Raw genomic sequence first — 19,494 nt, forward strand, 5'->3', positions numbered from 1 at the left:
GCTAGGCAGCCTTCAGTATGAGCGTGGTCCGACGGAGGAATTCTTCGGCGAAGGAAAGCGCCAGGATGGAAAAACCGATGGGCACAGCGGCTTGCGGTATCCAGAGGGGGGTGTCCGATGAGAAGGCCGAGGTCGAGCCGAAGAGCCAGCTAAGCGCCCAGGTCTTGTAGCCGACAAAGGCGGCAAATCCTGACGCGGAGAGGCTGACTACGCTGGCAAGCGCCAGCGAGATCGCCCGGGTCCGGCGTCCCATCAGTCGCCTGCCGAACTCCACGTGAAGCAACGCGCCCGAGCGATGTGCATAGGTCAGTCCGGCCATGATGACCAGCGCAAAGCCGTAACCTGCGTATTCATCGGCGACCAGCGTTGACTCGCCGAACAGGGTGCGGCTGAAAATCTCGATATTCATCAGGCACAACACCAGGATCAGGACCACGATTGCGACGGCTAGCAGCCCGCCAGCAACGATATCCAGGGCCCGCTGCAGGCCGCGCAGCCATTTTGGCAGCGCGGCCTGCAGGTCTGGCTCGTTGTTCCGTTCTGGAATGAGCATGTCCTGTCTCAGCCCGAGCAGGCAGCTCTGACGTCTTGCAGCAGCTTGGCCCCGACCTCGCCATTAGCGTCCGCCCAGTCCTGCCAAAGCGGTTTCGTGGCCTCGCGCGCCGTCGCGAAGTCAGCCTCGGTGGGCGCAATCAGCGTCATGCCTTCGGCCTCCAGATTTTCCGCGGCTTTGCCGGCAGCGACGTCGATCGCGTCCTTGAACTTCACCTGCCACGCCTCGGCCGTCTCGACGAGGGCTTGCTGCGTCTCCGGCAAGAGGCTGTCGAAGGCACCGTCATTCACCGCGATCAACTGGTCGGTCATGGTGAAGTTCAACATGTAGCCTGCGTCGACCACCTCGTAGAACTTCCAGTCATAAGCCGGAATGACCGCGGTGATCGCCCCATCGACGACCCCGCGCTGCAGAGCCGGGATGACTTCGGCCGGCGTGATCGCCACGCCTGAGGCGCCCAGCAGGTCCAGCATCTCCACCTGCATCTTGTTCCAGGTGCGGATCTTCTTGCCCTCAAGCTCGCCGATCTCGCTCACGCTGTCACGAAGCCAGATCTGCTGCGGCGGCATGGTCCAGCCAGCCAAAGCGTGAACCTTGAACTTGCTCTGCAGCCGCTCGTTGAAGGTCGGCATCGCAGCGTCGATGGCCTTGTAGAACCCGTCCGTCGACGTGCATAAAAACGGCAAGCCGAACACTGTCAACTCGGGAACGTCGCCGGCGACTGGGCCGAGGGCAAGGTCAGCGATCTGGACCTGGTTGGTGGCCAGTGCCTTCAGGACGTCGGTATTCTTGTAGGGCAACTCACCCGACGAGTAGACATCAATGACAAGGTCTCCGTCGGTCGCCTCGGCGACATCGTCTGCGAAGGCGCGATAGATTTGTGTTGGCTTATCGTTGGTCGAGAACGGTGTGAACAGCGACCAGGTTGTCTCGGCCCCGGCCGGACCGGCGATACTCACCCCGGTCACCAGCATAGCGACCGTCATGGCGTGCACCAATGTCGCTTGGCGTTGGTTCTTGTCGCTCATGTTGTACTCCTCACAACCGTTGAATTTGTTCTGTTTGTGGCTGGAACGGTGGCGGATCAATGATCGGTTCGATGTCACTCGCGTGCTTACCTGAGCGTCTGGCTGTATACGTATCATACCACCGACTTAAAGCTAGTCCTTACCGACGCCCTGCGCAACTAACGGTGGACCTATCGGCACTCGCCTTTAGTGGAAGGTGCGGTGCAGACGTTGAAGAAGGTCCGGCGCTCCGAAGCCGCCAGCCTTGGTCATCACGCGGCGCGTCGGCTCTCCGTCGAGGCAGCCAAGTGCCACGCCGGGCGCCCACTCCGCCTCCACGCTGATCGAGGTAACGCCGAGTCGCATCAACGTAGCCATGGCGATATCCCCGCCGGTCAGAAACAGCAGGGTCTCTCTGCCATGCGGCCAATCCTCCAGAACGTGTGCAACACCTTCGGCCATGGCCCCTGCCACCTCTTCGGCCTCGACTTTTTCTTTGTCATCCAACGCTATCGAGCTGCCACTACCAGGCATCAATCGGGGCACTAGCAGCGCAGCATCAACTTGAGGTATAGCGCATGGAGGACCCAGCGCCTCAATGACAGGCAGCGACGGTAGTTCGCAACGCAACCGGGAAAGCTGCTCGGCGGCTCGCGGACTTCGCGACCCCACGACATAGAGCACCGCACTCACGCTGGACAAGGAACGATGGCTGGCCCGCAGAGTCCCGAAGCATCGCTGAGCCATGGCCGTGGCAAGGCCTGCCGCCCCCACCATCAGCCGAGGAATGCCAGCCCCGAGCGCCGCGTCATAGAGTCGAGCCAGAGCCAGGTCACTATCAGCATCTGCCACCACATCACCCTGGAGCAATGCAGCATCACCACCGGCGTAACGAGCCAATTTCACCCCACCCGCGTTGAAGGCGCAGTCTAGTGGACCACGCAGCGGTGCCGAACGCGCATCACCCTGATAGGCGCTTTCGGCCAACCGAACACCGTCCACCCAGACCTCTGCCTCACGCACCACGCGGCTCTGAGCGGGTACCGCCGGAGCCAGCAGTAGCGGCTGCCCGGTCGCTTCACGCATGGCAATACATTCCGCCACTATCTGGCCACGCAAGGTCGAATCGATCTTCTTGAACCAGGCTGCCGGCGATGCCCTGGCGAGACGGCGGGTCGCGTCGGCAACCCGTTCGGCGGCCTCTACGGCGCCCAGATGACGGGATTGGGTGTTCACCGCAATCACGTCAGGCCAGGCACCGTCCCAGCTCGCCAGCACGTCGTCCAAGGCCGCCAGGGAGATCACCACCCGCGCATCGGCGCCTCGCGCGGCAAAGGGAGCTGTGGCATCCAGCGCGCCGGTCAGGTCATCGGCAACGATGGCGAGCCGGCAGCCGGTCATGCGCCGACTCATGACTCGGACGCCTGATCATTACCTGCCGCCAAGCGGCGCGCATAGGCGATGGCCGCGCCCATATTGGTAGCATCCGCCCTGCCCTGCCAGGCGATGTCAAAGGCGGTACCGTGATCCACCGACGTGCGCTGAACAGGCAGACCAAGGCTGACATTCACCGTGGTGTCGAAAGCAATCAGCTTGACCGGGATGTGACCCTGATCGTGATACTGGGCCACCACCAGGTCGAACTCGCCTCGGTGAGCCCGATAGAAGACGGTATCAGCCGAGATGGGGCCCTGAACGTCATAGCCTCGATCTCGCAGGGCCCTGACTGCCGGGGCGATGATGCGGTCGTCCTCATCACCGAAGATACCGCCTTCGCCGCAGTGGGGGTTGAGCCCTGCCACGGCGATGCGCGGGCGGGCTATCCCCATGGCGACCAGGTGCGCATGACCGGCTTCCACTGTCTCGGTGATGCGCGACTCGGTGACCCGCTCGATGGCGCCGCGCAGCGACACGTGTGTCGAAACATGCAGGGTCGACAGCGTCTCGGAGGCCAGCAGCATGAACGATGAAGGGGCGCCGGTCAGCGCCGCCAGCATGCCAGTGTGGCCATCATAATGATGGCCAGCCTCATGCAGCGCGGCCTTATTGAGCGGCGCAGTGACGATCACCCGAGCACGTCCAGCTTGCACCAGTTCCACTGCTGACCGGACGCAACGAAAGGCCATGTCGCCGCCACCGGCACTGATACGGCCATCGGGAATCTCGACACCCTCCGGCACCTCGACCACGGCGACTGCCACGCTGTCATCGTCCGGCGACTTCTGATCGAGTGGTTCGAAGGTAAGCTCGGCACCGATGGTGGACGCGGCACGACGATAGATCGCGGGGTCACCGACGACCAGGCTACTGGCCCGTTCAGCCGAAGACATGGCCGCCAAGGCACGACAGATGATCTCCGGCCCGATACCGGCCGGGTCTCCCATGGTGATGGCGATGTCGTAGGTATGAGATGAAGGATTCATGGCATCAGCTGCCCGCCGTTGACTTCAATGACCTGGCCTGTCACGTAACCGCTCATGCTCTCGGTGCCCAGAAATACATAGGCGCCAACACACTCTTCAGCACTGCCCAGCCGCCCCATGGGGATCGAGGCTCGAGCCGCGGCAATGTGCTTCTCGTTGGAGTGACGCTCGTGGAAGTCAGTGGCAATGGTTCCAGGAGCCACGCCATTTACCCGGATACTCTCCCCGGCGAGTTCCTTCGCCATGTTGCGCGTCAAGGTACTGACGAAGCCCTTGGCCGAAGCGTAGAGCCCGGCCCCCAGGCCCCCACCGTTACGCGCGGCAATCGAAGTGGTATGAATGATGTTGCCGTGACCGGCGCGACGAAAGTAGGGCAACGCAGCTCGACTGGCCATCACCACCGACCGGGCATTGAGGTCCATCACGCGGTCATATTGCGTATCGTCCATCTCGTCCAGTGATACCCGGCCGAGCATGTCGCCGGCATTGTTGACCAGCAGGTCCAAACCGCCAAGCCGCTCGGCGGCCTCATCGACCAAGCGAGTCGCTTCGGCTGAACGGCTGATATCGCCCTTCACGGTAAAGGCTTCGCCGTTCGTTTCGCGAATCGCCTCGGCCACGGCTTCAGCGCCCTCGGCACTGGCGTGATAATGCACCGCCACATGAGCCCCAAGGGCACCGAGCTGTCTGGCTACAGCGGCCCCGATACCTCGGCTCGCGCCGGTCACCAGTACTCGCTTACCTTTCCATTCCTCCAGCATTGCCGTCTCCCGTTCTTGTCGGTTGGGGTGGGGGCTCCTCTATTAGCACCCGGCTATCGACCCGAGGCCACGCCATGGACTAGAGTGAAGCCATTGGCATACCTGTCATACATCACTACATAAATAACATGATAGTTGAACGCTGGCCAGATGCCAGCGACCCGACCCAGGAGGCTCCATGACCCTTCCCGACTCCCCGCACCGTCCGGCAACAGATTATCTGCCAACTGACCTTGATCGCGCCCTACTGGTAGGCCGCGCCTGGTGCGAGTCCCCACGACCCGGGCCGGTACTCTTGGTAATCCGTGAGGGAGAGGCCATTGATGTCACCCATCTTGGTCCCACGATGGCCGATTTGCTGGATCAAGCTGATTTGGAGCGCACCCTGCGGAATACTGATGGTGCATCGCTGGGGTCCGTAGAAAGCCTGTTGGAAAACTCATTATCCACGCCCCAACGTCCGCCTTTCCTGCTGGCACCCTGCGATGTCCAAGCGGTGAAGGCATGTGGCGTCACTTTCGCGGTGAGCCTGCTGGAGCGGGTCATCGAGGAACAGGCCGGCGGCGACGCGACGAAGGCCAGCGAACTGCGTGCCGACCTTCAGGCACTCATCGGTAGCAACTTGTCACGCATTGTGCCTGGCTCTGAAGAGGCGATGGCGCTCAAGCGAGAGCTTCAGGCCCGCGGTGGTTGGTCACAGTACATGGAAGTGGGCATTGGCCCGGACGCCGAGGTCTTCACAAAGGCACAGCCGCTCTCTTCGGTGGGCTTCGGAGCCAGCGTGGGCCTTCACCCGGCATCGCAGTGGAACAACCCCGAACCGGAGATCGTCCTGGCTGTTGACAGCCATGGCAACGTCAAAGGCGCGACGCTCGGCAATGATGTCAACCTGCGTGACATCGAGGGACGCAGCGCCCTCTTGCTCGGCAAGGCCAAGGACAACAATGCCTCAAGCTCCATTGGTCCCTTCATCCGGGTTTTCGACGATGGCTTCGGTATCGATGACGTACGACAGGCGCAGGTCTCGTTACGCATCGAGGGGCAAGACGATGGTTTCCGACTGGAGGGCGATAGCGACATGGCCGAAATCAGCCGCGACCCCCTCGATCTGGTGCGCCAGACCCTGGGCGCCCACCATCAGTACCCCGACGGCTTCATGCTCTACCTGGGCACCATGTTTTCCCCGATCCAGGACCGTGACGGCGAAGGTCAGGGCTTTACCCATCATCAAGGCGACAGGGTGACCATCGCCACTCCAACGCTGGGCGCCCTGGTCAACCGGGTCGGGCGCAGCGACCTCCTACCACCCTGGACCTACGGTATCCGCGCGCTGATGAATGACCTCGCCGCCAGAGACAGCGCCTGACCCATCCTTTCCGCCCACTACCCTTGTTCCAAGAGCCCCCTATGACCACCATCACTCGCCTCGAAGTGAAGGATATCCGCTTTCCCACCTCCCGCTCGCTGGATGGCTCGGATGCCATGAACGCCGCCCCTGACTACTCTGCCAGCTACGTGATCCTGCATGTCGATGATGGTGGGTCGGAAGGGCATGGCCTCACCTTCACCATCGGCCGCGGCAACGAGATCGTCATCACCGCGGTGCGCTCGCTGGCCCCCTTGATCGAGGGGCTCAGCCTGGCCTCCATCACCGAGGACATGGGCGCCTTCTGGCGCAAGATCACCGGCGACAGCCAGTTGCGCTGGATCGGCCCCGACAAGGGCGCCATCCATCTGGCCACTGCGGCCATCGTCAACGCCGTCTGGGACCTGTGGGCCAAGCGCGAGGGCAAGCCGGTGTGGAAGCTACTGGTAGACATGCCCCCTGAACAGCTGGTGCGCTGCCTCGACTTCCGCTTCGTCACCGACGCCCTGACCCCTGAGGAGGCGATCGCGTTACTGCGCCGGAAGGAGACAGGCAAGGCCGACCGAGAGGCGGAAATGCAACGTGACGGCTATCCCGGCTACACCACCTCGGCGGGGTGGCTGGGCTACAGCGACGACAAGGTACGCCACCTGGCCCGGGAGGCCCTCGCCGAGGGCTGGACTCACTTCAAGCAGAAGATCGGGGGCAACCTGGAGGAAGACGCTCGCCGTGCCGCCCTGCTGCGCGAGGAGATCGGCCGGGAGAACGTGCTGATGATGGACGCCAACCAGGTGTGGGAGGTGGACGAGACGGTGAGCAAAATGCGCCGGCTGGCCGAGTTCGACCCGCTGTGGATCGAGGAGCCCACCAGTCCCGACGACATCCTCGGCCATGCCGAGATCCGCCACCGCGTCGCGCCGATCGGCGTGGCGACCGGCGAGCACTGCCACAACAAGGTGATGTTCAAGCAGTTCCTCCAGGCCGACGCCATCGACTACTGCCAGCTCGACGCTGCCCGCCTCGGCGGGCTCAACGAGGTGATCCTGGTGACGTTGATGGCCGCCAAGTTCGGCGTTCCCATCTGCCCCCACGGCGGTGGCGTGGGGCTGTGCGAGTACACCCAGCATATCTCGCTGTTCGACTACATCGCCGTTTCCGGCAGCCTAGAGGGGCGGGTACTGGAATACGTCGACCACCTCCATGAGCACTTCGTCGATCCGGTGGTAATCGAACGCGGCCGCTATCAAGTGCCCGAGGCGCCAGGCTACAGCATCGCCATGCACCCTGAGTCCCTGGCACGACACCACTACCCGGACGGTTCCGCCTGGCAGCAGGAAGCCTGAGATGAGTGCCGACGCCATCCTCGATGCCCTCAAAAGCCAGGGAGAACGCGACCTGCCTCGCGATCCCGAAGCCATGGCCCGCGACGTGTCCGATTGGGCCGGCGCCCTGCCGGCCAGGGGAGCGCGAGCCGGCAGAGGGCATCAAGACGCTGTTTGATCCTGAAGGGCTGATGAAGTCCGGGCGAATCCTGCCAACCTGCCGAGAGGGTCACCTAGAAGGGAAGCGTGCTGCCAGACCGCGCAGCGCCTCGGCCAAGAGCGTGACATCGGCGCCCAAGCCCACGAAGGTACAGCCGGCGGCCAGGTAATCGCGCGCCTCCCCCTCGTCGAAGGTGACGATTCCCGCTGCCTTCCCGGCAGCACGGATACGCTCGATGGCCTCCTTGATGGCGGCCACGACCTCGGGGTGGCCGGGGTCGCCCCGATGCCCCATGGCGGCCGAGAGGTCCGCCGGCCCGATGAAGAGGCCGTCGACGCCTTCGACGGCGGCGATCGCCTCCAGATTCTCGAGAGCCTCGGGGCTCTCCAACTGCAGGATCAGGCAGACCTCCTCGTCAGCACGATCGAGATAGTCCGTCATCTGGCCCCAGTGGGAGGCGCGAGCCAATACGCTACCCATGCCGCGCATGCCCCGTGGTGGATAACGGGTGGCGGCCACCAACGCCTCAGCCTGCTGGGCACTTTCCACCATGGGGATCAGCAGGTTCTGCACGCCGATATCCAAGTACTGCTTGAGCAGGACCGTTTCGCCATGTGGGGGACGAACCACCGGCTGACTGGCGTAGGGAGCGATGGCCTGCAACTGGGCAAGCAGGCTGCCGAGATCGTTAGGCCCATGCTCGCCATCCAGCAACAACCAGTCGAAGCCGGAAGTCGCCGCGAGTTCGCCCACGTAGGGACTTGCCAACCCCAGCCAGATACCGGTCATGGCCTCTCCGGCCAGCAGGCGACGCTTGAAATCATTGGTGGGCAGGCGCATCCATGAGTCTCCTCTTCTCAAGCGAGTCATGAAAAAGCAAGGCATCGTTGATGCTTTTTCATCCAAATGTACTTGTCATACAAGTATACACTCCGCTATGGAGATTCTTGCATAACAAAGCCAACACTTTTCCGGCGTCCTCCGCCGTGAACCAGAGTGGAGAACTCTATGAGGATTCTCTAGGCGTAACAGCCTGGGCCTCGCCGGCGACAAACACCTCCGACATGATCTCTCGGCACCACGTTGAGTACACCAGGCGGCAGCCCTGCTCGAAAGTTCCTGACAACCGGGCAGCTTTTTGAGAAACACTGTTCACAAGGTCTACGGCCTGGGCTTACACTAAACAGACGATGCGCCCTGGCCACATCTGCGAGGTTTGGTGATGGCACGCCCCCTCTGCCTGCTCTTCGATTGCGACGGTACCCTGGTCGACAGCGAGCCACTGCTCGCCGACGAGATGTCGTCCAGCCTGACCGACGCGGGTCTGCCCTTCCAGGTCAGCGACTACATGGGAGAGTTCCGCGGGGCTCGCTTTCGCCACATCGTCGCCGAACTGGAGCGCCGCTACGGCAGTGTTGACCCGGAGCGGCTAGACCCTCTCGAGAGCCGCATGCGCGCCAATCTCAACCGGCGCCTGGCCAGCGAGCTGATTGCCATTGATGGCGCCACCGAGGCCCTCACTGCCCTCGCCGGCCATCCCATGGGCGTTGTCTCCAATGGCCCGGAAAACAAGATCCGCACCTCGCTCGAGGCCACCGGTCTCGCCGAGGTGTTCGGCAATCGCCTGTTCAGCGCCTACACGGCCAACTGCTGGAAGCCCGATCCCTGCCTGTTCCGCCATGCCGCCAGCCTGATGGGCTTCACGCCCGAAGAGTGCGTGGTCATCGACGATGCCCTGGTCGGTGTCAGGGGTGCCCTGGCCGCCGGCATGACGGTGATCCACCTCAACCGCTTCCCGGATGTTGAGGAGACGCCGGAAGGGGCCATCATGATCAGCAGCATGTTCCAGCTGCCCACGGTAATCGGCCATCTGGAAAGCGGCCGCGCCCTGGCCGCCCACGCCTGATACCCACATCCCCGTCTCGCCACCGCCTGTGGATAGCTGCCGTGGATGCAGAGCGTCGACGGCACGACTATCATCGCCCGGACACTCTCGAACACGAGGAGGCCGACATGGCATCCCTGAAGGACCAGCTCGGCGGCCTGGTCTACTCCACCGAACATGGCGACACCTGCCCGGAGTGCCGCCGGCCCCTGGCCGAGTGCGACTGTGCCGAGCAGGCCGAACAGGCCCGCCTGGCCGAACTGGACGGCATCGTGCGCATCCGCCGCGAGACCAGCGGCCGCAAGGGCAAGGGCGTGACCACCATCGAGGGCATCCCGCTGCCTGCCGGCGAGCTCAAGACCCTGGCCAAGACGCTGAAGAAGCGCTGCGGCACTGGCGGAGCCGTCAAGGAGGGCGTCGTCGAGATCCAGGGCGACCATCGCGAACTGCTCAAGGGTGAACTCGAAAAGCGCGGCTACCGGGTCAGGCTGGCCGGCGGCTGAGTCCTGGGGGCGAGCCACTCTCCAACCGCTCGCACAGCCAGGCCAGGGCCTCGGCCGAGGCCTGCACCTTCAGCGCATAGAGTGCATCGGCCCGGGTGTGACCGAGGTTGAGACAGGCGATGGGCTGGCGTTGCCGGGCCGCCGCCCGGGCGAAGCGGAAGCCGGAAAAGACCATCAGCGAGGAGCCCACCACCAGCAGGGCATCGCTCTCGCCCTGCAGGGCGAAGGCTGCCTCCACGGTGGTGCGCGGCACGCTGTCGCCGAAGAAGACCACGTCGGGCTTGTAGATGCCATCACCGCACCGCGAACAATCGGGTACCCGGAACCCCGAGAAGTCGGCTTCCAGATCGGCGTCGCCGTCCGGGCCCGCCCGGGCACCGGCCTCCACCCAGTGCGGATTGCGTGCGGCCAGTTCGGCATGCAGGTCATGGCGCATGCGCCGGGCACCGCAGCCCATACAGCGTACCATGTCGGCACGGCCGTGCAGGTCGATCACCCGCCGCGATCCGGCCCGCTGATGCAGGCCATCGACGTTCTGGGTGATCACGCCGCTGACATGGCCCAGTGCCTCGAGACGCGCCAGGGCCTTGTGGGCCGCATTGGGCCTGGCATCCTGCAGGGTGCGAAAGCCCACCAGGGCCCGCGCCCAGTAGCGCTGGCGCGCCGCATGGCTGGCCATGAACACCTGGTGCTGCATGGGCGGCGGGCGCTTCCAGTCGCCGCGGTCGTCGCGATAGTCGGGGATGCCGCTGGCGGTGCTGATGCCGGCACCGGTGAGCACCGCCAGGCGCGGGTAGCGCGCGACAAAAGCGGCGAGTGCCTCGAGGTCATGGGCCGGTGTCGCTGCTGTCGCCTGTCTCACGCCTGCCTCCTCACACCTCATCGTTCGTCGCTCTCCCATCACGCCGAAAGAGCATGGCCCCGCCAGGGGGGAGTTGTCTAGAATGGACGCTCACCCTCAGGGCAAGGAATCCCGATGGCCTGGCTGGAATACCTGCTCCCGCTGATCTTCCTGTTCCCGCTGGCGGCCACCGCGGTGATCGTGGTGGCGCTGCGCAACCTGCACGATGCCCGGGTACGCTCGCCCTTCGACGCCCACCCGCTGCGCGAGCCGGGACAAGCCCTGCGCGACCGCCTCGACCGGGCCTTCGCCGGCCTCTTCCTCGACGGCGCCCTGGGCCCCATCGTCACCCTGGCCCCGTTGGTCTACGGCATGGGCCGCATGCTCTTCTCCAGCGAACAGGACTGGATCGAGTGGGCGCTCTACGGCGCGCTCTGCACCCTGCTGGCGCTGGTGTTCTGCTTCCTGCTGATCCGCGACTTCCAGCGTATCCGCCGGCTGAAGCTGGGACTGGCCTGCGAACTCGCCGTGGGCCAGGAGTTGGAGCGGCTGATCCGCCCCGAGGCGCACCCCTACTATGTCTTCCATGACGTGCCCGGCGACGGCTACACCATCGACCACGTGGCGATCACCCCCCACGGCATCTTCGTGGTCGAGACCCGCGCCCGCACCCCTGCCATCACGCCCGGCGGCCGCGAGGTCAACCTGGTCGCCATCGAGCCTGACCGCCTGCGCTTCCCGGGCTGGAGCGAGCGTCGGTCACTGCGCAAGACCCGCCAGGCCACGCGCTGGCTGACCGCCTGGCTCGAACGCCAGGTCGGCGGTCCGGTGCCGGTCAAGGGTGTACTGGCCCTGCACGGCTGGGAGATCGACGCCAGCCAGGCACCGGACGACCTGCTGGTGGTGGGCGGCGGCGACCTAGCCAGACGACTCACCGAGACCCGCCTGGGCGAGATCGACGACGCGACCCACGATGCCGTGATCACGGCCCTGCGCCATCGCGCCAGCCTGCTGGACCTGCCGACGCTGGAAGGGCCCTCGGTCTGATCAATCGAAGGTAGCGATGCGCACCCGGGTCGCACAGCGGCCACGGTCCTGGTGCACCAGACTCTCGGCCGCCGGGAACTCCGCCAGGCGACCGGTCGCGATACCGATGCGCACCTCGGTGAGCAGACGATTGCCGCGCCCGCCACACTCCAGGCGCAGCGCGCGCCCCGTGCCCTCGCCGAAGGCCGCCTCGAAGGCATTGATCAGCGCATTGCGCCCCACCTCACCGCCCTGGTTGAGGGTCACGAAGGCCGCGAAGACACTCGCGTTGAGCGTCTCGGCCAGCGCCACCGAGGCCGAGAAGTAGCCCGCCTCGGGCAGCGCCAGGCAGGCGGCGTGCTTGGCATACTGGTAGCGGTCCAGGCAGCTGGCGCGCCCCGGCATGATGGCATCCAGCGCTTCCCCTAGTGGCTCCGGCAGGTCGAGGGGCGGATGGGCGCGGCAGAAGCTGCCGTCAGGCCGCGGCGTCTCGAGGAAGCAGCCTTCCCGCCACCAGCGGCGCCGGTCGACGCCACGTGCAGCGAAGCGTTCCGGAAGGGAGGGCCACAGGCCATGCAGCACGAAGCCCCGCTCGGCCCCCTCGCGCAGGGCCGGTTCACGGCACTCCCGGGGCGGGCGCGAGCGGCTCGCGCAGAAGCCGGGGTGCCAGGTCAGCGCCAGGGTATAGTGATCGAAGCCCTCTCCCTCGAGGCGCTCGAGAGGCCCCTCGGCCAGGGACGGCAAAACCGCCAACAGCAGCGCCAAGCCAAGCAGCGCCCTCCGCCAGCCGACCGCTACGGCCCGCAGTAACACCATCTCAGTCGCCCCGCAGCCGGCCGCCCATCTCCTGGGCCAGGTCCACGGCATAGTGGTCGGTCATGCCGCCGATGAAGTCGAGCATGCGCCGGTAGCTGTCGTAGAGGCTCCAGGAAGGCCGCGGGGTATTCTCGCCGATCAGTGCCAGCACGCGCTGGTGCTTGAAGGTGGAGCGCCCATGGTGGTGCAGCTCATGGGCCGCCCCGATGAAGGCTTCCAACAGAATGCCCAGCGTCGTGTAGGCACCGATCTCCAGCTTGGCCTTGCGCTCGTTCTGGAAGATCCGCTCCCGGGCCAGCTGCTTGGCCGCCTTCACGCCCCAGCCCAGGTCCGGGTGACAGAGCTCGAGCAAATCATCCTTGAGGCGCCCGCCCAGCAGCTCGGCCTCGTGCTGTACGAAGACCGCTCCCACGTCGTTCACCGCCCGTTCCATGGCCGCTCCGCGCAGGGCGGCGATGCGCCGCCGCTGGGAGACCCCGTGACGCTGCATGGCAGCATAGTCGGCAGGCTCGCCGCCGGCGATCTGGATCAGGATCCCGGCGACCTCCTCGTAGCGCAGGATCCCCATCTCCAGCCCATCCTCGAGGTCGAGCAGCGCATAGCAGATATCATCGGCGGCCTCCACCAGCCAGGCCAGCGGGTGGCGGCACCAGCGCCCCTCGCCGCGGGGCAGCAGGCCCAGCCGCTCGGCCACCTCGGCGAGCAGCTCGCGTTCGCTCTGGTAGCAGCCGAACTTGCCGGCCGTGCCGCCGTGCTCCACGGTCCAGGGATACTTGAGCAGGGTTCCGAGCGTCGCCGTCGTCAGGCGCATGCCGCCGCGAAACTGGTTGTACTCGACCTGGGTGACGATGCGAAACCCCTGGGCATTGCCCTCGTAGGTGAGCAGGTCCTGGCGCTCGGACGCCGAGAGCCCCTCCAGCAAGCCGCTGCCGTCGGACTCGGCGCGCGCAAACCAGTCGCGGATGGCGTATTCGCCGGCATGGCCGAAGGGCGGATTGCCGATATCGTGGCCCAGGCACGCCGCCTGAACGATCACGCCCAGGTCCGCCGGGGTGATCCAGCCGGGCAGGCGCCCGCTCAGCCGCTCGCCGACGATCATCCCCAGCGAACGTCCCACGCAGCCCACCTCCAGGGAGTGGGTCAGGCGGGTGTGGATATGATCGTTGTCGGTCAGCGGGTGGACCTGGGTCTTGCGGCCCAGGCGCCGGAAGGAACCGGCGAAGACGATCCGGTCATGGTCCTTGTGGAAGGGGCTGCGACCGATCTCATCGCGACTTCCCCCGGGGCGCTCATCGCGGCGATCGTGCAGGCGACCCGGGTCGAGCAGCCGCTCCCAGCTCATCTGCGTCATGGGCATTCTCTCCTTGGATGGCCCATTCTGGCAGCCCCGGGCGCCGGGGCCCAGTCCCGTCGGCCTAGGCGAGGCGACCCCGAACCATCCAGGAGTAGACCAGGCCGGCAACGATCAGGGTGACGGCGAAGAGGTAGATGCCCACCGAGATGCCGCTGCTCCACAGGATGCTCCAGTCCCCGCCCGAGATCGACATGGCACGGCGCAGGTTGAACTCCATCTGTCCGCCCAGCAGCAGGCCCAGCACCACCGGCACCGTGGGAATCTCCAGCTTGCGCAGCGCATAGCCCAACACCCCGAAGCCCAGCATCATGTAGAGGTCGAAGGCGCTGTTGTTGAGCGAGTAGACACCGACGAAGGCCACCATCACCACCATCGGCATCAGGAACCAGCCCGGTGCCTGCAACACCTTGGCAAACAGACTTACCAACGGCACATTGAGCACCAGCAGCACGAAGTTGCCGATCACCAGCGCTGCCACCAGCCCCCACACCATTTCAGGCTGCTGCTCGAAGAGCAGCGGCCCTGGTGTGATGTTCATCGACAGCAGCAGCGCCAGCAGGATCGCCGTGGTGCCGCTGCCGGGGATGCCCAGCGACAGCATGGGAATCAGTGCACCGCCGGCGGCGGCGTTGTTGCCCGCCTCGGGCGCCGCCACGCCGCGCGGGTCACCCTGCCCGAAGCGGCCATTGCGCCCTACCCAGCGCTTCTCGAGCATATAGGCGAGGAAGCTGCCCAGCGCCGCGCCGGCCCCGGGCAGCACCCCTGCCACGAAGCCGATCAGCGAGCCGCGGGCGATGGTCGGCGCGCAGCGCCCGGCGGAACGTACACCGGGCATCGCCGAGCCGAGTGTCAAGGTCGGACGGCTGGTGCCGCGAATGTCCTCCAGGTAGATCAGGCACTCCGAGATGGCGAACAGTCCCACCAGGGCGACGATGAAGTCGATGCCGTCATAGAGCTCGTAGAGGCCGAAAGTGTAGCGTGGCACCCCGCTGACCGCATCGAGGCCGACGCTGCCCAGCAGCAGACCCAGGAAGGCGGCGATGAAGCTCTTGACCAGGCTGCCGCCGGTCACCCCGCCGATGGTGGCGAAGGCCAGCACGAAGAGGGCGAAGTACTCCGCCGGTCCGAAGCGGATGGCGAACTGGACCAGCAGGGGGGCGAACAGCGCCAGCCCCAGGGTCGCCACCGCGGCCCCGGCGAAGGAGGCCACCGCGGAGAGCCCCAGTGCCTCGCCGCCCTGCCCCTTCAGCGCCATGGGATAGCCATCCAGGGTGGTCATCATGGCCGGCTCGTCGCCAGGAATGTTGAGGACGATGGAACTGATGCGTCCACCATACATGCAGCCATAGTAGACGCTGACCAGCAGGATCAACGCCCCCGTGGCCGGCAGGCTGAAGTTGAAGGAGAGCGGAATCATCAGCGCCACGCCGTTGACCGGCCCCAGGCCGGGCAACGCGCCGATCAGAGTGCCGATGACACAGCCGATGAACGCGAGGAAGAGATTCTGGGGCTCCAGCGCCACGGCAAAGCCCTGAGCGAGGAAGGCGAGGATATCCATGTCGTGAGCCCTACCAGTCCAGACCCGGCATGTTTGGAAGCGGAATACCGAGGGCGAATTCGAACAACGCATAGAGGGCCAGGGCGAGCACGCCGCCGCTGACCAGGGCGGGCTTCCAGGATGCCCCGAACAGGCGGACCAGCAGCACCACCGTCACCAGGGAGGCCGGCAGGAAGCCGAGCGGCTTGACCAGGCCGGCGAAGCTGGCGAGCACCAGCAGGGTCAACCCCTGCCGCAGCAGGGCAGTGCGATCCGGCCAGCGCTGGTTGAAGCCGGGACGCAGGATCAGCAGCAACGACAGCGCCGCCAGGGGCAGGCTGATCAGCCGCGGGTATTCGCCCGGCCCGATGGGCTGCATGAAGCCCGACTCCAGGTCATGGGAGAGCCACCAGGCGCCGAGCGCCAGTGCCAGCAACAGGACCCCGGCGATGCGATCGCCGATGACGCCGGGCACCCGCCCGGCGTCCTCCTGCAGGAGATCACTCACTGGATGACCCCGATCTCCCGGGAAATGGCCTCGACCTCATCGATGGACTCGCGGACGAAGGCATCGAACTCGTCACCGCCGCGCCACAGGGGGACCAGGCCGTTCTGCTGGGCGACCTCCTTCCACTCGTCGCTGTCGTAGAGCGCCTGGAGGTCCTCCACCAGGGCGGCGTACTCCTCGTCGGAGACCTCGCCGCCGGTGTAGAAGCCGCGCCAGTTGTAACCCGCCACGTCATAGCCCTGGGAGGCGGCAGTGGGCAGGTCGGCGAAGGGCTCGGGCAGCGGCTCCTCGGAGAGCACCGCCAGCACGCGCACGTCGCCCGACTCGATGAAGCCGGCGATCTCCCCCAGATCGGTGGAGACCACGTCCACGTGGCCGCCCATCATCTGGGTCACGGCCGGGCCACCCCCGTCGAACTGCACCCAGCGCAGGCTACCGATCTGGTCATCCGGCATGCCCGCCTCCTTGGCCAGCATCAGCGCCCGTATGTGGTCCCAGCCGCCAGCACCGCTGGAGCCGGCAACGGCCAGGGCGCCCGGATCCTCGACCATGGTCTCGAGCAGCGGCTCGAGGCTCTCGTACTCGCTGTCATCATCCACCAGGATGACGCCCACATCGGTACCCAACATGCCCAGCCAGCGCATGGTATCGGCGCCGCCGGGATACTTGCCCTGGGCGATCTGGGTCACCCCCACGGTGCTGGTGGCAACGATCAGGTCGCTGTCATCGGCGCGGTTGCTCTCGACGTTGGCGAAAGCCACGGCGCCTACCCCACCCGGCATGTTGGTGACCTGCACCGGCCCATCCACCAGCTCGAGGTCGAGCAGCAGCTTGCCCACCGAGCGGCAGGTGAAGTCCCAGCCGCCACCGGGATCCGCAGGCGCGATGCACTCGCTGATGGGCAGGGCATGGCCGGGGATGCTGGCGACCAGGCCGAGTCCCAGCAGGGCCGAGGCGGCAATCCCCCGGGTAGCGTGCTTAATGGTTGGCATCTTGTTGATCCTCCCCTTGTTGTTATAGCGACTGTTGTTATGACCACAAGCCCCAGAGGGCCCGAGACCTCCTGCAGCGTAGATTCAAATCACGCCCTGCGCCTCCAGGGCCTTCAACTCGCCATCATCGAAACCGAACTCCGCCAGGACGTCGCGGGTGTGCTCACCAAGACGGGGCACGGGATGGTGCACGGCTGCCGGCGCCTCCTGCATCTTTACCGGGAAGCCGGTCACGGGAATCCGGCCAAGCTCCCCTTGGTCGAGCTCGATCCGCATCTGCTGCGCCTGGACCTGCGGATCCGCAAAGGTCTCGCGCAAGTCATGGACGCGTCCGCAGGGCACCCCGGCTCGGTTGAGGTGGTCGATCCAGGCCTCGACGCTGCGCGTCTCGGTCACCGCCGTCAGGCACTCGCGCAGCGCGTCGCGGTTGGCCATCCGCCGTGCATTGTCGGCGAAGCGCTCGTCGTCGAGCAGGTGCAGCTTGTCCAGGGCACCGAGGAAGCGCTCCACCATGGTGTCGTTGCTGGGGGCGATGGCCACTTCACCGTCGCTGGCCTTGAACAGGCCATAGGGATAGAGCATGGGATGGTCGTTGCCGGTGCGCGCCGGCACATGATCAGTGGCGAAGAACTCGGCGGCCAGGTAGCCCATCATGGCGATCAGGCCGTTGGTCAGTGCCGTCTCGACGATCTCCCCCTGACCGGTGGTGGCTCGACGCACCAACGCGGCGCAGATGCCGAAGGCCAGGTTCTGACTGGCCACCATGTCGCTGATGGGCGGGGCGGCCCGCATGGGCTCACCGTCCGCCGGGCCATTGACGCCCATGAAGCCGCTCATGGCCTGGGCGATGAAGTCATAGGCCGGACGGTCGCGATAGGGGCCGGTGGAGCCGAAGCCGTTGATACGCCCCACCACCAGGCGCGGGAAACGCTCGCGCAGGGTCTCGTCATCCAGCCCCATCTTGCCCAGCACCCCCGGTCGGAAGTTCTCCACCAGCACATCGGCATCCTCGAGCAGCCGGTGGAGCACCGCCTTGCCCGCCTCCTGGCGTAAATCCAGCGTCATGGAGCGCTTGTTGCGATTGAACTGGGCGAAGTACCAGCTCTCGCCATTGACCATATTGCCCTGGCTGCGTACCACGTCGCCCTTTCCTGGCGGCTCGATCTTGATCACGTCGGCACCGTGGTCGCCCAGGATCTGGGTGCAGAAGGGGCCGGAGATCACCCGGGTCAGGTCGATGACGCGAATCCCCGCGAGGGAACCGGCGGCGGGAGATTGATGGTCGGACATCCTCAGCCTCTTGCGGTGGGAACGGCGGAACAGTCGCCAAGGGCCAAGCGCGGTCCGGCCCTGGAGACTTGGGCGGGGAGCGGTCGCCCCATCAGACGGCTGGCCAGTCGGCCGGACTCGATCATGCTCTCGAGGTCGATGCCGGTCTCGATGCCCATCTCGTCGAGCAGGTAGACCAGGTCCTCGCTGGCGATATTGCCCGACGCCCCCGGGGCGAAGGGGCAGCCGCCGAGCCCGCCGATGGAACTCTCGTAGCGGTCGACGCCCAGCCAAAGGCCCTGCATGACGTTGGCCAGGCCGATGCCGCGGGTATTGTGGAAATGCAGGGTCGGCAACAGCGAGGGGGCAACCTCCCGAAGATGACGGACACGTTCGGTGACCAGCGGGGGGGTGGCCATGCCGGTGGTATCCCCCAGCGACAGCCGAGTCACGCCGAGGCCGGCGAAGTGGCGCGCGATACGCCCCACGTCGCGGACATCGACCTCTCCCTCGAAGGGGCAGCCGAAGGCGGTGGCGATGGCGCCACGGACCTCGATGCCGCTGCCCTCGAGACGGCGGGCGACCTGCTCGAATGCCGCCAGGGAGTCCTCGATGCGACAGTTGACGTTCTTGGCGTTGTGGGTCGCGGAGGCAGAGACGAACAGCACGACCGAGTCGACCCCGGCTTCCAGGGCACGCTCGGCACCGCGCAGGTTGGGGACCAGCGCGGAGAAGTGCACGTCCGGGATGTCGCGCAGGGCCGACACCAGCTCGGGGGCATCGGCCAGTGCCGGCACGGCCCGCGGGCTGACGAAAGAGGTCAATTCGAACTGCTTGACGCCCGCTGCCACCAGCGCCCGGACCAGCCTTACCTTATCCCCGGTGGGGAGCAGCACCGATTCGTTCTGCAAGCCATCGCGCAGGCCCACCTCGGTGACCTGGACACGCCTTGGAAGAGCTTCTGGTACGACGGGCATGGAGCATCCTATTGAATGATAGGTTCCTTATGCACTGACGCTACGGCAGCGGCTCCACGCGCAGCAATGCGCCTTTCGTCCTAGGCAGGCACGGCTCGCTCACCCTCCGCCAGCAAGCTGCTATATCTTCACGTGATGCGGCGGCTTGGCGGCTTGGCGGCTTGGCGGCTTGGCGGCTTGGCGGCTTGGCGGCT

20 protein-coding genes are annotated in these 19,494 nt (G+C 65.7%); 6 read left to right on the forward strand and 14 right to left on the reverse strand.

Features of this window, described 5'->3' with window-relative positions:
• Position 1: 1 nt before the first annotated feature.
• The 5 genes from RI841_RS00565 to RI841_RS00585 form a co-directional block, all read right to left on the reverse strand.
• A complete protein-coding gene (locus RI841_RS00565; protein WP_310703570.1) occupies positions 2–553 on the reverse strand; it encodes a TRAP transporter small permease in 552 nt (183 codons plus the stop codon).
• 8 nt (positions 554–561) lie between these two features.
• A complete protein-coding gene (locus RI841_RS00570; protein WP_310703571.1) occupies positions 562–1,581 on the reverse strand; it encodes a TRAP transporter substrate-binding protein DctP in 1,020 nt (339 codons plus the stop codon).
• A gap of 186 nt (positions 1,582–1,767) precedes the next feature.
• On the reverse strand, positions 1,768–2,961 hold the full coding sequence (locus tag RI841_RS00575) for a four-carbon acid sugar kinase family protein (protein WP_310703572.1): 1,194 nt from the start codon (positions 2,959–2,961) through the stop codon (positions 1,768–1,770).
• Positions 2,962–2,969: 8 nt separating this feature from the next.
• Positions 2,970–3,983: a 4-hydroxythreonine-4-phosphate dehydrogenase PdxA gene (gene pdxA, locus RI841_RS00580; RefSeq protein ID WP_310703573.1), complete on the reverse strand. Its 1,014-nt coding sequence runs from the start codon at positions 3,981–3,983 to the stop codon at positions 2,970–2,972.
• On the reverse strand, positions 3,980–4,744 hold the full coding sequence (locus tag RI841_RS00585) for an SDR family NAD(P)-dependent oxidoreductase (RefSeq protein WP_310703574.1): 765 nt from the start codon (positions 4,742–4,744) through the stop codon (positions 3,980–3,982). The genes pdxA and RI841_RS00585 overlap by 4 nt, the downstream gene beginning before the upstream one ends.
• A gap of 178 nt (positions 4,745–4,922) precedes the next feature.
• Here RI841_RS00585 and RI841_RS00590 point away from each other — a divergent pair, with 178 nt between their 5' ends.
• Genes RI841_RS00590 through RI841_RS00600 form a run of 3 tightly spaced genes read left to right on the forward strand, consistent with a single transcriptional unit; the run spans position 4,923 to position 7,610 of the window.
• The gene (locus tag RI841_RS00590) at positions 4,923–6,110 is read left to right on the forward strand and encodes a fumarylacetoacetate hydrolase family protein (protein WP_310703575.1); all 1,188 of its coding nucleotides are present in this window, start codon (positions 4,923–4,925) and stop codon (positions 6,108–6,110) included.
• Between the two features lie 41 nt (positions 6,111–6,151).
• Positions 6,152–7,453, forward strand: coding sequence for an L-fuconate dehydratase (locus RI841_RS00595; RefSeq protein WP_310703576.1), 1,302 nt, complete (start codon positions 6,152–6,154; stop codon positions 7,451–7,453).
• Between the two features lies 1 nt (position 7,454).
• Entirely contained in the window at positions 7,455–7,610 is a 156-nt protein-coding gene (locus RI841_RS00600) for a hypothetical protein (RefSeq protein WP_310703577.1), read from the forward strand.
• Between the two features lie 51 nt (positions 7,611–7,661).
• Here the strand turns inward: RI841_RS00600 and hpaI are convergent, their stop codons facing one another.
• Positions 7,662–8,432, reverse strand: a complete 771-nt coding sequence (gene hpaI / locus RI841_RS00605; protein WP_310703578.1) for a 4-hydroxy-2-oxoheptanedioate aldolase — start codon at positions 8,430–8,432, stop codon at positions 7,662–7,664.
• A gap of 382 nt (positions 8,433–8,814) precedes the next feature.
• Between hpaI and RI841_RS00610 the strand changes: the two genes are divergently transcribed.
• Entirely contained in the window at positions 8,815–9,498 is a 684-nt protein-coding gene (locus tag RI841_RS00610) for an HAD-IA family hydrolase (RefSeq protein WP_310703579.1), read from the forward strand.
• Positions 9,499–9,605: 107 nt separating this feature from the next.
• Positions 9,606–9,980, forward strand: coding sequence for a translation initiation factor Sui1 (locus tag RI841_RS00615; RefSeq protein WP_310703580.1), 375 nt, complete (start codon positions 9,606–9,608; stop codon positions 9,978–9,980).
• Here RI841_RS00615 and RI841_RS00620 read toward each other — a convergent pair.
• Positions 9,961–10,863 carry an NAD-dependent protein deacetylase gene (locus tag RI841_RS00620; RefSeq protein WP_405000888.1) on the reverse strand — a complete coding sequence of 301 codons (903 nt, stop codon included), beginning with the start codon at positions 10,861–10,863 and terminating at the stop codon, positions 9,961–9,963. The genes RI841_RS00615 and RI841_RS00620 overlap by 20 nt on opposite strands.
• A gap of 93 nt (positions 10,864–10,956) precedes the next feature.
• On the opposite strand from RI841_RS00620, the gene RI841_RS00625 reads away from it, so the two are divergent.
• Complete coding sequence (locus RI841_RS00625) at positions 10,957–11,868, forward strand: nuclease-related domain-containing protein (protein ID WP_310703582.1); 912 nt, start codon at positions 10,957–10,959, stop codon at positions 11,866–11,868.
• Here RI841_RS00625 and RI841_RS00630 read toward each other — a convergent pair whose 3' ends face one another.
• From RI841_RS00630 to RI841_RS00660, 7 genes are all read right to left on the reverse strand, one after another.
• Positions 11,869–12,663, reverse strand: a complete 795-nt coding sequence (locus tag RI841_RS00630) for a ribonuclease T2 family protein (protein WP_310703583.1) — start codon at positions 12,661–12,663, stop codon at positions 11,869–11,871.
• A gap of 1 nt (position 12,664) precedes the next feature.
• Complete coding sequence (locus RI841_RS00635; RefSeq protein ID WP_310703584.1) at positions 12,665–14,014, reverse strand: deoxyguanosinetriphosphate triphosphohydrolase; 1,350 nt, start codon at positions 14,012–14,014, stop codon at positions 12,665–12,667.
• Positions 14,015–14,078: 64 nt separating this feature from the next.
• Complete coding sequence (locus tag RI841_RS00640; protein ID WP_310703585.1) at positions 14,079–15,575, reverse strand: tripartite tricarboxylate transporter permease; 1,497 nt, start codon at positions 15,573–15,575, stop codon at positions 14,079–14,081.
• A 10-nt stretch (positions 15,576–15,585) separates the two neighbouring features.
• Positions 15,586–16,062, reverse strand: coding sequence for a tripartite tricarboxylate transporter TctB family protein (locus RI841_RS00645; RefSeq protein WP_310703586.1), 477 nt, complete (start codon positions 16,060–16,062; stop codon positions 15,586–15,588).
• Positions 16,059–17,054: a tripartite tricarboxylate transporter substrate-binding protein gene (locus RI841_RS00650; RefSeq protein WP_310703587.1), complete on the reverse strand. Its 996-nt coding sequence runs from the start codon at positions 17,052–17,054 to the stop codon at positions 16,059–16,061. The genes RI841_RS00645 and RI841_RS00650 overlap by 4 nt, the downstream gene beginning before the upstream one ends.
• A gap of 84 nt (positions 17,055–17,138) precedes the next feature.
• Positions 17,139–18,344 (reverse strand): CoA transferase, encoded by a 1,206-nt coding sequence (locus RI841_RS00655; protein ID WP_310703589.1) that lies wholly within the window; start codon positions 18,342–18,344, stop codon positions 17,139–17,141.
• Positions 18,345–18,346: 2 nt separating this feature from the next.
• Entirely contained in the window at positions 18,347–19,300 is a 954-nt protein-coding gene (locus tag RI841_RS00660; RefSeq protein WP_310703590.1) for a hydroxymethylglutaryl-CoA lyase, read from the reverse strand.
• Between the last annotated feature and the right edge of the window lie 194 nt (positions 19,301–19,494).

The sequence above is a fragment of the Halomonas sp. genome, from assembly GCF_031581305.1.
Taxonomy (GTDB): domain Bacteria; phylum Pseudomonadota; class Gammaproteobacteria; order Pseudomonadales; family Halomonadaceae; genus Halomonas.

Coding starts and splice junctions, on each gene's coding strand:
- RI841_RS00565 (WP_310703570.1), bottom strand. CDS start 553: ATGCTCATTCCAGAACGGAACAACGAGCCAGACCTGCAGGCCGCGCTG.
- RI841_RS00570 (WP_310703571.1), bottom strand. CDS start 1,581: ATGAGCGACAAGAACCAACGCCAAGCGACATTGGTGCACGCCATGACG.
- RI841_RS00575 (WP_310703572.1), bottom strand. CDS start 2,961: ATGACCGGCTGCCGGCTCGCCATCGTTGCCGATGACCTGACCGGCGCG.
- pdxA (WP_310703573.1), bottom strand. CDS start 3,983: ATGAATCCTTCATCTCATACCTACGACATCGCCATCACCATGGGAGAC.
- RI841_RS00585 (WP_310703574.1), bottom strand. CDS start 4,744: ATGCTGGAGGAATGGAAAGGTAAGCGAGTACTGGTGACCGGCGCGAGC.
- RI841_RS00590 (WP_310703575.1), top strand. CDS start 4,923: ATGACCCTTCCCGACTCCCCGCACCGTCCGGCAACAGATTATCTGCCA.
- RI841_RS00595 (WP_310703576.1), top strand. CDS start 6,152: ATGACCACCATCACTCGCCTCGAAGTGAAGGATATCCGCTTTCCCACC.
- RI841_RS00600 (WP_310703577.1), top strand. CDS start 7,455: ATGAGTGCCGACGCCATCCTCGATGCCCTCAAAAGCCAGGGAGAACGC.
- hpaI (WP_310703578.1), bottom strand. CDS start 8,432: ATGCGCCTGCCCACCAATGATTTCAAGCGTCGCCTGCTGGCCGGAGAG.
- RI841_RS00610 (WP_310703579.1), top strand. CDS start 8,815: ATGGCACGCCCCCTCTGCCTGCTCTTCGATTGCGACGGTACCCTGGTC.
- RI841_RS00615 (WP_310703580.1), top strand. CDS start 9,606: ATGGCATCCCTGAAGGACCAGCTCGGCGGCCTGGTCTACTCCACCGAA.
- RI841_RS00620 (WP_405000888.1), bottom strand. CDS start 10,863: ATGAGGTGTGAGGAGGCAGGCGTGAGACAGGCGACAGCAGCGACACCG.
- RI841_RS00625 (WP_310703582.1), top strand. CDS start 10,957: ATGGCCTGGCTGGAATACCTGCTCCCGCTGATCTTCCTGTTCCCGCTG.
- RI841_RS00630 (WP_310703583.1), bottom strand. CDS start 12,663: ATGGTGTTACTGCGGGCCGTAGCGGTCGGCTGGCGGAGGGCGCTGCTT.
- RI841_RS00635 (WP_310703584.1), bottom strand. CDS start 14,014: ATGACGCAGATGAGCTGGGAGCGGCTGCTCGACCCGGGTCGCCTGCAC.
- RI841_RS00640 (WP_310703585.1), bottom strand. CDS start 15,575: ATGGATATCCTCGCCTTCCTCGCTCAGGGCTTTGCCGTGGCGCTGGAG.
- RI841_RS00650 (WP_310703587.1), bottom strand. CDS start 17,054: ATGCCAACCATTAAGCACGCTACCCGGGGGATTGCCGCCTCGGCCCTG.
- RI841_RS00655 (WP_310703589.1), bottom strand. CDS start 18,344: ATGTCCGACCATCAATCTCCCGCCGCCGGTTCCCTCGCGGGGATTCGC.
- RI841_RS00660 (WP_310703590.1), bottom strand. CDS start 19,300: ATGCCCGTCGTACCAGAAGCTCTTCCAAGGCGTGTCCAGGTCACCGAG.